The sequence below is a fragment of the Enterobacter sp. SST3 genome (assembly GCF_000286655.1).
GTDB lineage: Bacteria > Pseudomonadota > Gammaproteobacteria > Enterobacterales > Enterobacteriaceae > Enterobacter > Enterobacter roggenkampii.
Genome location: NZ_ALNS01000018.1, coordinates 35,462 through 48,831 on the forward strand (window position 1 = coordinate 35,462; position 13,370 = coordinate 48,831).

12 protein-coding genes and 4 tRNA genes are annotated in these 13,370 nt (G+C 57.4%); 6 read left to right on the plus strand and 10 right to left on the minus strand.

Annotated elements, in window-relative coordinates; all coding sequences use genetic code 11:
* Positions 1-92: 92 nt before the first annotated feature.
* From yigB to lptM, 5 genes are read right to left on the minus strand one after another with little or no spacing between them, the layout of a single operon-like run.
* Complete coding sequence (gene yigB, locus B498_RS10195; RefSeq protein ID WP_008501542.1) at positions 93-809, minus strand: 5-amino-6-(5-phospho-D-ribitylamino)uracil phosphatase YigB; 717 nt, start codon at positions 807-809, stop codon at positions 93-95.
* Positions 809-1,711, minus strand: a complete 903-nt coding sequence (xerC, locus tag B498_RS10190; RefSeq protein ID WP_008501543.1) for a tyrosine recombinase XerC — start codon at positions 1,709-1,711, stop codon at positions 809-811. The genes yigB and xerC overlap by 1 nt, the downstream gene beginning before the upstream one ends.
* Complete coding sequence (locus B498_RS10185; protein ID WP_008501544.1) at positions 1,708-2,415, minus strand: DUF484 domain-containing protein; 708 nt, start codon at positions 2,413-2,415, stop codon at positions 1,708-1,710. The genes xerC and B498_RS10185 overlap by 4 nt, the downstream gene beginning before the upstream one ends.
* Positions 2,412-3,236 (minus strand): diaminopimelate epimerase, encoded by an 825-nt coding sequence (dapF, locus tag B498_RS10180; RefSeq protein WP_008501545.1) that lies wholly within the window; start codon positions 3,234-3,236, stop codon positions 2,412-2,414. Before dapF ends, B498_RS10185 begins: the two co-directional genes overlap by 4 nt.
* Positions 3,237-3,271: 35 nt before the next feature.
* Positions 3,272-3,475, minus strand: coding sequence for an LPS translocon maturation chaperone LptM (gene lptM / locus B498_RS0121485; RefSeq protein WP_021242847.1), 204 nt, complete (start codon positions 3,473-3,475; stop codon positions 3,272-3,274).
* Between the two features lie 135 nt (positions 3,476-3,610).
* Between lptM and cyaY the strand changes: the two genes are divergently transcribed.
* Positions 3,611-3,931: an iron donor protein CyaY gene (cyaY, locus tag B498_RS10175; protein WP_008501546.1), complete on the plus strand. Its 321-nt coding sequence runs from the start codon at positions 3,611-3,613 to the stop codon at positions 3,929-3,931.
* A gap of 91 nt (positions 3,932-4,022) precedes the next feature.
* On the opposite strand, the gene cyaA is transcribed toward cyaY, so the two are convergent.
* Entirely contained in the window at positions 4,023-6,566 is a 2,544-nt protein-coding gene (gene cyaA, locus B498_RS10170) for a class I adenylate cyclase (RefSeq protein WP_008501547.1), read from the minus strand.
* 349 nt (positions 6,567-6,915) lie between these two features.
* Between cyaA and hemC the strand changes: the two genes are divergently transcribed.
* The 5 genes from hemC (at position 6,916) to B498_RS10145 (ending at position 12,397) form a co-directional block, all read left to right on the plus strand.
* A complete protein-coding gene (gene hemC, locus B498_RS10165) occupies positions 6,916-7,857 on the plus strand; it encodes a hydroxymethylbilane synthase (protein ID WP_032622927.1) in 942 nt (313 codons plus the stop codon).
* Positions 7,854-8,594, plus strand: a complete 741-nt coding sequence (gene hemD, locus B498_RS10160; RefSeq protein ID WP_008501549.1) for a uroporphyrinogen-III synthase — start codon at positions 7,854-7,856, stop codon at positions 8,592-8,594. The genes hemC and hemD overlap by 4 nt, the downstream gene beginning before the upstream one ends.
* Before the next feature lie 20 nt (positions 8,595-8,614).
* On the plus strand, positions 8,615-9,811 hold the full coding sequence (gene hemX, locus B498_RS10155) for a uroporphyrinogen-III C-methyltransferase (protein ID WP_008501550.1): 1,197 nt from the start codon (positions 8,615-8,617) through the stop codon (positions 9,809-9,811).
* 2 nt (positions 9,812-9,813) lie between these two features.
* A complete protein-coding gene (hemY, locus tag B498_RS10150) occupies positions 9,814-11,013 on the plus strand; it encodes a protoheme IX biogenesis protein HemY (RefSeq protein WP_008501551.1) in 1,200 nt (399 codons plus the stop codon).
* Between the two features lie 172 nt (positions 11,014-11,185).
* Complete coding sequence (locus tag B498_RS10145; RefSeq protein ID WP_008501552.1) at positions 11,186-12,397, plus strand: MFS transporter; 1,212 nt, start codon at positions 11,186-11,188, stop codon at positions 12,395-12,397.
* A gap of 506 nt (positions 12,398-12,903) precedes the next feature.
* On the opposite strand, the gene B498_RS10140 is transcribed toward B498_RS10145, so the two are convergent.
* The 4 genes from B498_RS10140 to B498_RS10125 form a co-directional block, all read right to left on the minus strand.
* Positions 12,904-12,980: transfer RNA gene (locus B498_RS10140), tRNA-Pro, on the minus strand.
* 45 nt (positions 12,981-13,025) lie between these two features.
* Positions 13,026-13,111 (minus strand) — tRNA-Leu (locus B498_RS10135).
* Positions 13,112-13,132: 21 nt separating this feature from the next.
* Positions 13,133-13,208, minus strand: a tRNA-His gene (locus B498_RS10130).
* Between the two features lie 67 nt (positions 13,209-13,275).
* Positions 13,276-13,352, minus strand: a tRNA-Arg gene (locus B498_RS10125).
* Between the last annotated feature and the right edge of the window lie 18 nt (positions 13,353-13,370).

The window sequence follows — 13,370 nt, forward strand, 5'->3', positions numbered from 1 at the left end:
GTATTCAGGAACAGAGCAAAACGCCCGGTGGCGCTTCGCTTACCGGGCCTACAACAGCAAAACCCTGGTAATTTATACAATATTACTGGTGATTATATCAGCGTCGTGAGGGATGCCAACCGCGAAATTTCCACGTGCGGCAGAAGACGGCTATCGGAGGCGATCATCAGGTCAGCATTTTCCGGCTTGATCCAGCAGGCCTGCATGCCGCAGCGGATGGCGCCCGCCACGTCTGTGGTCAGGTCATCCCCCACGTGCAGGATCTCACCCAGCGGCAGGTTAAGCTTATCCGCCGCCAGATGGTACATGTCGCTGAACGGCTTCGCGCGCCCATGAGGACCCGCACGCAGCACGAATTCAAAGTAATCGCTGAGGCCGAACAGCTCCGGCTGGGCATTGCCGTTGGTGATGGCCACCAGCGGCCACTTTTCGGCAAGCGTCGCCAGCGTGTCGTGGGTTTCCTGCGGCACGTCGATACGGCTGCGCCATTTGGCGAAGTTTTCCATGGCCGCTTCCGCCCCAATGGCGGCATCCTGCGCACTCAGGCCTACATTCAGCATCGCCTGCTCAACCGCGCGACGACGCCATTCGGTCACGTCGTGGTAAATGTCCGGCTCGGTCTCCCGCAGGGACTGACGCAGCTTCTGGAAGTCCTTGTTCTGCATCGTCTTCAGCGCGGGATGATAGTTCTGCACAAACGCCAGCGACTCCTGCTCGGTACGCAGGATCACCTCGCGGTTGTCATAAAGAGTGTCATCAAGGTCAAACGTCAGGGCTGAGATCTGACCGAGTGGGCGGTAAAAACGCATTATTTCCCCCGTTTGGCGCGTGGATGCGCCGCGTCATACACCGAGGCAAGGTGTTGGAAGTCTAAGTGGGTATAAATTTGAGTCGTCGACAGGTTCGCGTGGCCAAGCAGTTCCTGCACGCCGCGCAGATCGCCGCTCGACTCAAGCATGTGTGTTGCAAAAGAGTGGCGCAGCTTGTGGGGATGCACGTGGCTGTTTAGCCCCTGCTTAATGCCCCACTCCGCAAAGCGCTTCTGCACGTTACGCGCCGAGATCCGCTTGCCGAGTTTCGACAGGAACAGCGCATCTTCGTCGGTGCCAAACAGCCCGCGCAGGTCAAGCCAGTGCTCAATCCAGGAAACCGCATTGCGGCCAATCGGCAGGCGGCGCTCTTTGCTGCCCTTCCCCATTACCCACACTTCGCCCGATTCCAGGTCGAGATGCTTGAGATCAAGGTTGACGAGTTCAGATAAACGCAGCCCGGCACCGTACATCACCTCCAGCATCGCGCGATCGCGGACGGCCAGCGGATCGTTCAGATCGATATCCAGCAGGCGGTTTACGTCGTCAACGTCAATATTTTTAGGCAGATGGCGCGGCGCTTTCGGCGTGGCGATCCCTTTTGCCGGGTTGGCTTTTATGCCGCCCTGGCTGACCAGCCAGTCGAAGAAGCTGCGCAGCGCAGAGAGCCTGAGCGCCAGGCTTGCCGGGCTGAGATTTTTTTTGCGGCTACGCACAACGAACGCGCGTACCGTCGCAGCATCACATTGTTGCCAGCTTTTCAGGCCGATCTCGTCGGCGATCTGCATGATGGCATCAAGCTGACGCTGATAGTTAAGGAGCGTAATGGGGCTAAGCTGGCGTTCCACGCCGAGATAGCGCAGAAAGCGCGAGACGTCAGTGGCGAGCAGTCCGTCCGTCATACGCGCTCAATCCAGCGTTCCAGCAGCTCGGGCAGCATCAGGGCGATCTCCTGCAGCAGGTGCGTGGCTTGCCCCTGCTCATAGTGATGCGCGTCGCGGCTGGTAAATAAGATGACGCCCAGATCGCCATCGCGCCCCATCAGCGACATCGCCACCGAGCCAATCGCTTTGGCCTCCGGTAACACGACCAGCAGCTCAGGTCCGTTAAGCGGCCCCAGATAGTGGTGCTCATGGCCCAGACGCTGAATGCGCAGCGGTTCAAACGCCTGACGGCTCAGTGCCAGATGGGTAAATCCCGACGGTGCGCCGATGCGCCAGCGGTCAGGGAAAAGACGAATCGTTGCACCCGCCAGCCCCAGCTCGCGGGCCCAGCGGTGGAAGCGGCTGAGGAACTCGTCAAGACTGTGCGCCGACGCCAGACGCGCCTGCAGATGCAGCAGACGATAGAACAGGCTTTCATTGGTGCTGGCCTGCTCCATCAGCAGCGTCATGTTCTCTTCAAGCTGGCTGATGTGGTTGCGCGCGCGCGCCATGTGCCATTCTACCAGCGACACGGTTCCGCGAACCGGATGCGGCACGCGCATCTCTTCGACGACGCGTGCATTGCGAATAAAAAACTCAGGATTGCGCAGCAGATAATCAACAACAGCTCTGTCGTCCAGTTCCGTCACTGTTTCCTGCAGTTCTTCCCCTGGTTGTTTCATAGATGGATAAACCCGTCATAGACATGTGCCGCCGGGCCCGTCATATACAGTGGATGACCCGGTCCTTTCCAGGCGATATCAAGCCGACCGCCCGGTAATTCCACGCGAACCTCTTCAGCCAGTAACCCCTGGGAGATGCCCACGGCCACTGCCGCACAGGCTCCGCTTCCGCAGGCCTGCGTCTCGCCCGCACCGCGCTCGTAAACCCGCAGACGAATGTGCTCGCGCTTCACCACCTGCATAAAACCGATGTTCGCGCGCTCCGGGAAACGTTCGTGGCTTTCCAGCACCGGGCCGAGCGTTTCGACCGCCGCGGTTTCCACATCATCAACCTGGATCACGCAGTGTGGGTTACCCATAGAGACGACGCCGCACAATACTGTCTGCTCGGCCGCCCGCATAATATAGGTCTTTTCCGCTTTGTTTGCGCGAAACGGCACGACGGAAGGCTCGAAGTTAGGCTCGCCCATGTTCACGCGCACCAGCTCATCATCGGTGACGCTGAGCACCATGCGACCATTGGCTGTACTGACGCGAATATCACGCTTGTTAGTCAGCCCTTTCAGGCGGACAAAGCGGGCGAAACAGCGCGCGCCATTGCCGCACTGGTTCACTTCGCTGCCGTCCGCGTTAAAAATACGGTAGTGGAAATCGAGGTCGGGATCGTACGGCGGCTCCACCACCAGCAGCTGATCGAACCCCACGCCCAGATGCCGATCCGCCAGACGACGGATCAGTTCCGGTGAGAAAAACACATTCTGCGTTACCGCGTCGACGACCATAAAATCGTTGCCAAGGCCATGCATTTTAGAGAACTGCATCATTTGCTCCATTGCGCGGGTACAGAACGTTGTCGTCAGAGATTAACCTGAGTCGGGCCGCCGTTGTCGCCACGGTCGTTAGTATCTGGCGTGGAAGACTCAATGCCGCTGTTAACCGGTTTCGTCGGCGGCGGTGCGGTTTTATCCGCAGGCGGAAAGTACAGTGGTCCCTTCAGTCCGCAGCCAGTCAGGCTAAACAGCGTGATGAGAACGGCAAGCGTTCGGAAAGCGTTTTTCATTATAAAGTTGCCCGTAAGTTCAAATCTGTTTCTATCATCGCAGGAGAAGACACAAAAGCAAGAGTTTGCCGCTTTCCTGCAACGGGAATTATTTAGGGTTATACTGCCGGCATCACGAAAAACAGGAACAAAACCATGAACGACAGTGAATTCCATCGCCTTGCCGACAACCTGTGGATGACCATCGAAGAGCGTCTTGACGACTGGGACGGCGACAGCGATATCGATTGTGAAATCAACGGCGGTATTCTGACCCTGAGCTTCGAAAATGGCAGCAAAATTATTATTAACCGTCAGGAGCCGCTTCACCAGGTGTGGCTGGCGGCCAAACAGGGCGGCTATCACTTCGATCTGAAGGGTGATGAGTGGGTGTGCGACCGTAGCGGCGTACCGTTCTGGGATCTGCTGGAACAGGCCGCGACCGCGCAGGCGGGTGAGGAAGTGCGTTTCAGGTAGTTTTGTTGCCCGGTGGCGGCTGCGCCTTACCGGGCCTACAACGGCTCGAACCGTAGACCGGGTAAGCGTAAGCGCCACCCGGCGAAAAGGCTCAGGAGAAATACTGCTGCAACAGCGGCGCGGTGTCCTGATTGGCAGGCGCGGCAGGCGTGACGGCCTGAGTGCGGAACGGGATCACCTGCGCACGGCCATCGACGTTCACAATCTGATAGAACTGCGGCAGGTTAAAGTTGATAAAGCTTGAGCCGTAGGTAAAGCGGTCATGCGAAGAGGAGTAGAAGCGGCTGACGTCGCGCACCAGCTCCTCTTTACTGCCTTCACAATGGTGATACACCTCGGCGCGGTTGGTCTCATCCAGAATGTAGATGTTGAACCCGGCATCGTCGCCCGACTCTTCAAAGAAGAACTGAATAATCCCTTCACTGGCAAAGCCGTCCACCACCTGCGGGAGCTTAACGTGGTTGGTTTCCACCTGCACCGACAGGCCATGCAGCTTGTTATGCGAAATCGCGCCGTAGAATTCAATGGCGTTTTCCAGCTTCTGTACCGACACGTTGAGACGTTCAAAGAACAGACCCCAGGTCTGGCCGGAGACGCGCAGCGCTTTAAAGCGCCCGGTTTCCTGACGGGTACTGGAGAGACGCAGCTCGATACACTCGGAGACCAGCTGCTGCACGCGGGTACGAATCAACCCGCGCAGGTGCTGGCTGTAGCAGAACACTTCCACGCTGTCCGGCGGCGCGGCATCCTGGTGCATCTTGCCGAGAATGGTTTTCAGCGCTTCGATCATCGCCTGCTCGCCGTTGAAGTGCAGGGTACGCACTTCGTTCCACGAGTTGCGGTAGAGCAGGTCCACGCTGCCCACCAGGCAGTTTTGCTGCTCGCCAAAGCTAAAGACGTCCAGCTTGCGGAAGTCAAAATGGACCACCTGATTGCGGAAGGCCGCCGTCGGGTCATATTCCAGGTTGACGATGATCGCCAGATGGCGAATCTCGCACGGGCTGTAGAGCGCTTTTGGCGTCGGCGCAGGCAGACGCAGCGGGAAGTGGTGCGACACATCCGCGACCATCTCCTGCAGCTTAGCGAGATCGACCACCTCGTTGCCTTTGATAAACAGGCGCGTGCGCGAGGTCAGCAGGCCGTTAAACCAGGCCCAGGCCACCAGCTTGTTCAGATAGCGGTTATATTCCAGCGGCTGATGGCTGATGATGGAATCCATGCTTGGCGCACGGTTGTACAGATACCACCCGGTGCGGTTCGCGCGGCCCGGCGGCACGTAGATAAAGGTCAGGTTCGGTTCTGACAGGTCAGGCGAAATCTGCGGGTTAACCAGCGTGACTTTACCCGGCAGCGCTTCAAACGCGGCGTACAGCTTACGGGTCAATACCCCGATGTCCTGCGGGCTGGCGGAAACGCTGAGGTTGTTGCGGCGCGCAAAGCGGATCAGATTACGGTAGCTTTGCATCATCGCATCGAGCAGTTCGTTGTGCGCTTCTCGCACCTGATCAATTTTCCAGTTGGCCCGGTTGTCGAGCATGGACAGACGCGCGTCGTCCCATCCCCACTCTTTTACTAACTGGCTGACCACTTCACGACGCCAGCCCACGCAGGCGCGTTCGCGGCTCAACTTCTCACAGACTTTGAGATAGAAACAGCGACGTACCAGGTCCAGACGCGTGGTGTCATCAATGGCTTTCAGGTATTCGGTTACGCGCTCCAGCATCATGCAGTAGGCGTCCAGCCCGAAGGAGACGATCTCCCCGTCGTGCAGGCGCTGCTTGATGTCTTTCGCCAGCAGGCGCGGCGTCGGGTATTCCCAGGAGTAGGCTTCAAGCAGCAGCGTTTTCAGCACCGCTTTGTACGGTGAGTCGATACTCTTATAGAGCTGCCAGAGGCTTGCGCCGAAATACTCTTCCGCAGACAGTGAGCTGAGACCGCCGAGGTCCAGCCATTCGTTTGGCGTCAGTACGCCCTGCGCATAAAGCGACATGACGTAATCGTCGTAATGCTCTTCTTCTTCGCACGGGACCATATTCCACAGAATACGTTTCCCGGCCAGGCGAACGGCAGTACGGTAGAATTCATCCAGCAATAAGATGTGCTGGGTCGAGCCGCAGTCCTCACCACCCAGACTGCCGCTTTCGTTATGGCGGAAACGGTTTTCATCAATCAGGAAGAAGCTCACTTCCACGCCGAGCGAGGCCGCCCAGCTCTCCAGCAGGCTGCATTTACGCTGCAGCAGCTGACGCTCTTCGTTGTCGAGCCATGACTGATGACAGACCCAGATGTCCAGGTCAGAAGAACAGCTTTGCCCTACCGATGAGGTGCTCCCCATAGAGTAAACGCCGGTAATCGGCAGCTCACCTTTCGGGGACTCCTGTGGCGGCATGCCCCGGTAGAGTTCCAGCTCGTTCAAATAATGCTGTTGGGTTTCATCAGGCGTGAAAAGGCAAATGCCCTGGGGAACGTTACCATCAAGGTAGCCAGGCATCAGCGGGTGGTGATAGTGCAATAATGTCGGCAGCAGACTGTATACCTGCTGGAAAGCAGGGCCCATAGCAGCAAGCGCGCGATCCACACGCAGTTGATTTATGGCATCCAGTCTCTGTTTCAGAGTCTCAATATAGAGGTACAAGACGTATCGCCTGATGTTTCCGGGTGTCGCAGCTATTCAAAACACGAGTAACAGCGGACCCGCAGTATTTCAAAAAGATAACCGTTACCCTTTTTCGCCCTTATCATTTTTGGTGGTACCGACGAAAAAATGGTCTAAAACGTGATCAATTTAACACCTTGCCGATTGACCGTAAAGAAAGATGCGCTACATACAAGTGTAGCACCGTTCTGTACGTGTAAATTCCTGAATACGGCTCTGGCTGACGAATACGCCGCCTTGTCCCTCTCACTCTTCATCAACCGTAAAACTGCCATCCCAGAGTCAACAATGTTAGGATGGTTAGCGATTGATAATGACGGTAACAAGCATGTTAGACAATGTTTTGAGAATTGCCACACGCCAAAGCCCTCTCGCGCTCTGGCAGGCACATTATGTGAAGCAGCGCCTGGAAGCCTGCCACAGTGGATTGCGCGTCGAGCTGGTGCCGATGGTCACGCGCGGTGACGTGATCCTCGATACGCCGCTGGCGAAAGTGGGCGGCAAGGGCCTGTTTGTCAAAGAACTGGAACTGGCATTGCTTGAGAACCGCGCCGATATCGCCGTACATTCGATGAAAGATGTGCCCGTCGAGTTCCCGGAAGGGCTGGGGCTAGTGACCATCTGCGAGCGCGAAGACCCGCGCGATGCGTTTGTCTCTAACCGCTATGACTCGCTCGACGCGCTGCCAGCGGGTAGCGTGGTTGGCACGTCCAGTTTACGCCGTCAGTGTCAGCTGGCAGAGCGTCGTCCTGACCTGATCATCCGCTCGCTGCGCGGTAACGTCGGCACGCGTCTGGGCAAGCTGGATAATGGCGATTACGATGCCATTATCCTCGCCGTTGCCGGCCTGAAGCGTCTGGGGCTGGAAGAACGTATTCGCGTAGCGCTGCCGCCAGAGCTCTCACTGCCCGCTGTTGGCCAGGGTGCCGTCGGCATCGAGTGCCGTCTGGACGATGCGCGTACTCGCGAGCTGCTTGCCCCACTGAATCATGAAGAAACCGCTACGCGCGTAAAAGCGGAGCGGGCGATGAATACCCGCCTCGAAGGCGGGTGCCAGGTGCCAATTGGCAGCTATGCTGAATTGACGAATGGCGAACTGTGGCTGCGCGCGCTGGTAGGCGCCCCGGACGGTTCGCAGATGGTGCGCGGCGAACGTCGCGGTAACGCGCAAGATGCCGAGCAGCTTGGCGTGTCGCTGGCGGAAGAGTTACTGGATAACGGCGCCCGCGAGATCCTGGCTGACGTATATAATGGAGAGCCCCCTGCATGAGTATTCTCGTCACCCGCCCTTCTCCCGCAGGAGAGCAGTTAGTGAGCCGTCTGCGCACACTGGGGCAGGTGGCCTGGAGTTTTCCGCTCATTGAATTCTCCCCCGGTCACGAGCTCTCTGCGCTCGCCGACCAGATGAATACCCTTCAGGACGATGACCTGCTGTTTGCGCTGTCGCAGCATGCCGTGGAATTTGCCCACGCACAGCTGCAGCAGCAGGACATGGCCTGGCCAACCGCCCCCGGCTATTTCGCGATTGGCCGCACAACGGCACTGGCGCTGCATACCGTAAGCGGCGCGGACGTTCGTTACCCGTTAGATCGGGAAATCACTGAAGTCTTGCTACAATTACCTGAATTACAAACTGTTGCCGGAAAGCGTGCGCTCATTTTGCGCGGCAATGGGGGGCGCGAGCTGCTGGGCGAAACGCTGCGTGAACGTGGTGCGAACGTGACGTTCGTTGAGTGCTATCAGCGCTGTGCAAAACACTACGATGGCGCGGAAGAGGCGATGCGCTGGCACGCGCGAGGCATCAATACACTGGTGGTCACCAGCGGTGAAATGTTACAACAGCTTTGGACGCTGATACCGCTTTGGTATCGCGAAAACTGGTTACTCCGCTGTCGGCTTCTGGTCGTCAGTGAGCGTCTGGCGAACCAGGCCCGGGAACTGGGCTGGCAGGATATTCGGATCGCTGATAACGCCGACAACGATGCGCTGCTGCGCGCATTACAATAACTCTCAAATGGGAAGCCATAATGACGGAACACGACAAATCCTCCGCCGTGGTTGAAGAGACCAGGGAGACTGTGGAGACGACGCCACAGCCAGAGACGACTGAGAAAACCGCTGAGAAGAAAAACGGCAGCAACAAAACAAGCCTCACGCTGAGCGCGATTGCCATCGCCATTGCGCTGGCAGCGGGGGCTGGCCTCTACGGGCTGGTGAAGCAACAGAGCGCTAACCAGACGTCCACCAGCGATGCGCTGGTGAATCAGCTCACTGCCCTGCAAAAAGAGCAGGAGACGCAGAAAACCGAGCTGGAAGCCGTGATTAAGCAGCAAGCCGCCGCGCTTGCCGAAGCGAACAGCAAACAGGAAGAGCTGACCAAACAGCTGGGTGAAGTTCAGCAGAAAGTCGCCACGATTTCCGGCACCGATGCCAAAACCTGGCTGCTCTCGCAGGCTGACTTCCTGGTGAAGCTCGCCGGACGTAAGCTCTGGAGCGATCAGGACGTCACCACTGCCGCCGCGCTGCTGAAAAGCGCCGATGCAAGCCTGGCGGACATGAACGACCCAAGCCTCATTACCGCCCGTCGCGCGATTACCGAAGACATCGCCAGCCTCTCCGCCGTTTCGCAGGTGGATTACGACGGCATTATCCTTAAAGTGAATCAGCTGTCGAATCAGATTGATAACCTGCAGCTGGCGGATAACAACGACGACGACTCCCCGATGGATTCCGACGGTACGGAGCTTTCCAGCTCGCTGAGCGAATGGCGCATAAACCTGCAGAAAAGCTGGCAGAACTTTATGGACAGCTTTATCACTATCCGCCGTCGCGACGAAACGGCCGTACCGCTGCTCGCGCCGAACCAGGACATCTATCTGCGCGAGAACATTCGTTCCCGTCTGCTGGTGGCGGCCCAGGCCGTGCCACGTCATCAGGAAGAGACCTATAAACAGGCGCTGGATAACGTCTCAACGTGGGTACGCGCTTACTACAACACCGATGATGCGACGACCACCGCCTTCCTCGAAGACATTGATAAGCTGAGCCAGCAGAACATCACCATGAACGTGCCGGACAAGCTGACCAGCCAGCCGATTCTGGAGAAACTGATGCAGACGCGCGTGCGTAACCTGCTGGCGCAGCCGGGCGTGCCGGCTGAGCAGACGAGCGGAGCGGCACCTGCTCCGGCTCCTGCGCCTGAAAGCGCACCGCAGGGAGAGTAACGATGCTAAAAGTCCTCTTACTCTTTATCCTGCTGATCGCCGGGATCGTCCTGGGACCTATGCTTGCGGGTCATCAGGGTTATGTCCTGATCCAGACCGATAACTACAACATTGAAACCAGCGTAACGGGTCTGACGATCATTCTTATCCTCGGCGTGGTGGTGCTTTTTGCGATCGAGTGGATCCTGCGCCGTATTTTCCGTACCGGTGCCCATACCCGCGGCTGGTTCGTTGGCCGTAAGCGCCGCCGCGCCCGTAAACAGACCGAGCAGGCGCTGCTTAAGCTCGCAGAGGGTGACTATCAGCAGGTTGAAAAGCTGATGTCGAAAAACGCCGACCATGCCGAACAGCCGGTGGTGAACTATCTGCTGGCGGCCGAAGCGGCGCAGCAGCGCGGTGACGAAGCCCGCGCTAATCAGCACCTGGAGCGAGCGGCTGAGCTGGCTCACGGCGACCCGATTCCGGTGGAAATCACGCGCGTTCGTCTGCAGCTGGCACGCAATGAGAATCACGCGGCTCGCCACGGCATCGACCGTCTGCTGGAAGTCGCGCCGCGTCATCCGGAAGTGCTGCGTCTTGCCGAGCAGGCCTATATTCGTACCGGCGCCTGGGGCTCACTGCTGGACATCATTCCGTCGATGGCGAAGGCCGAGGTGGGCGACGATGAACATCGTGATGAGCTTCAGCGTCTGGCGTGGATTGGCCTGATGGATCAGGCGCGCGCAGACCTGGGCAGCGACGGTCTGAAAACGTGGTGGAAGAATCAGAGCCGTAAAACGCGTCAGCAGGTTCCTCTGCAGGTGGCGATGGCGGAACACCTCATCGAGTGTGACGATCACGACACGGCTCAGGAGATCCTCCTCGACGGTCTGAAGCGTCAGTACGACGATCGTCTGGTGATGGTGATCCCGCGCCTGAAAACCAACAATCCTGAGCAAATCGAAAAAGTGCTGCGTCAGCAGATTAAAACCGTCGGCGATCGACCGCTGCTGTGGAGCACGCTCGGCCAGTCGTTGATGAAGCACGGCGAATGGCAGGAGGCGAGCCTCGCCTTCCGTGCAGCGCTGAAGCAGCGTCCGGACGCCTTCGACTACGCCTGGCTTGCCGATACGCTGGACAAGCAGCATAAGCCGGAAGAGGCCGCCGCCATGCGCCGTGACGGGCTGTTGCTGACCCTGCAAAACAACGGTACCCAGCAATAAACAAAAAGGAGGCCAGACGGTCTCCTTTTTTTATCGCCTTTCTGCTGCTACATTCTTTACACCTGCATCCGCAAACGAGCCCGCCAATGTAACGATCTCTTTTCATTAACTTTTTCTCACACACGCGCACATTCTGCAGCGTGGATTAAATCGTTTTTGAAAGGAAATCGTCATGAATTCGCTTCTGTATGCGCTGATTGAAGCGCTGCGCTGCCACCGCTGGCTGCGCCTCCTTGCTTGTGCTTTTATCTTTTCTTCGCTGGGGAATGGCTTAACCCAGGTCGTGGTCTTCGGCTTGCTGTTAGCATGGTCAGCCCCGCCCGCACTGCTCACCCTCGCTTTTCTTTTCGCTACGGTGCCGGGGTTTATCGGGAGTACGATCGGCGAAAAGCTGTGCTCCCGATGTTCTCCGATCGCCCTGCTGATACTGACCGAGGCGCTGGGATTGCTCGCCCTGCTCTTTCCCCTGGTTGGTGTGAGTTATCACAGCGTTACCGCGTTACTCGCCGTGCAATCCACCGAAGCGCTGCTCAGCGGGATGAGCTGGCCCGCGCTGACGTTGCTCTTCAAGCGCGGTCTCAGCGAAGCGGAGCTGCCTGCTGCGACCTGTCTGGAAAATGTGATTTTTGCTTCTCAGGTTTTGCTGGGGACCGGCCTGGGCGTGATGCTGTTTCAGAAGATATCCGTATTTACCCTTCTGGCCATTGATGCCGCCAGCTTTCTCGGGTCACTGCTCATGCTATGGCTGGCTGGACGCCGGTTTTCAGCGCCATCACTCCCGTCCCTCGAGGAAGAGGAAGCCCCTGCGCCATTACGCTGGCGGACGTTGACCGTTCGGCAGAAACGCAGTCTGCTCATCCTGCCAGCGCTGGCGGCCGTCGGCTCGCCGGCCATGGCACTGCTTCCGGCACTGGCACAGCAAATCCATCCTCAGGATGCGGCGGGCCTTGCTCTGCCGCTGCTTTTCGCCAGGAGCCTGGGACAGCTTTGCGGCCCCATGTTGCTAAAAAAAGAGAGCCTGACGCGCTTTGCCGCTCGCACGCCACGCATCATCGTTTGTCTTGGCATCTTTCTGGCCGCTTATGGAACGCTACCGTTGTTGTCCGGGTGGATGGCATGTGCGCTGGGGATGATCTTTATCGCGCATCTGGCTTCGAATGTTCTGTTCGCGGCCGGGACGTTTAGCGTTCTCAGTAGTTTTCATATTACGCAAACCGCTTCGGCCAGTGGTAAAGCCTGGCGCTGGCAAACGCTCAGCGCCTCTCTCTTCACCGGCATCGCAGCGGCAGTGGCTGCCGGGTTTGGCTCAGTAGCCGCACTCTATGCTGTCTCGTCAGCGGCCCTGGTGATGGTTGCCCTGATCGTGCGCCGGTATCGGGAATAAGGCATAAAAAAACGCCTGCTATAAAAGCAGGCGTTAAAACAGGTCTGTAAGACAACATATTTGGTGCTTCACTCAACGTTATGTCCATGGTGTCTGATGAGGCCGAAGCGACATCTGTCAGTGGACGATAAGCACCGTAAATGGCTCTGCGTCATTCCGGAGTTTATGAGGCACGAAGGCGAACATAAGAGATGGAATGAGCATCTACACGCATATTATTGCACGTAACGTGCCAACATGACACGCAGAACTTTTACATGACGCAACATTTTAAGATAAAAGGAAATTATGCTGTTAAGCGTCGTCTTAATCGCTACAACATATCGGTCAACGCAGAAATATGTCGCCAGGAGGAGACAGCAAAACCTATGGATAGTAAATATGTTTATTTTCAATGCATTATATGTCGCTGAATCGCGACAATGAAACAGGGCGCTGTCGGGGAATCACTACAGGGGTGAAAAGTGGCACAAAACAAAAAACCCCGCCGAAGCGGGGTTCAAAATTGGTCGGCGAGAGAGGATTCGAACCTCCGACCCACTGGTCCCAAACCAGTTGCGCTACCAAGCTGCGCTACTCGCCGATGTACTGCTTTTTGAATTTTTAGTTCAATTCATTTAAAAAGTCGTGGTGCGAGGGGGGGGACTCGAACCCCCACATCCTAAGGACACTAACACCTGAAGCTAGCGCGTCTACCAATTCCGCCACCTTCGCAATTCACAACTCTTTCAATAATGGGGTGGCTAATGGGATTCGAACCCACGACAACTGGAATCACAATCCAGGGCTCTACCAACTGAGCTATAGCCACCACTGTATTCTTTCACGCGGTACTGACTACTTCTCAGACCACCGCAGCTCTAGCGCCGGGACTAAAATGGCGCGCCCGACAGGATTCGAACCTGAGACCTCTGCCTCCGGAGGGCAGCGCTCTATCCAGCTGAGCTACGGGCGCTTAGCGCCGTTGCGGGGC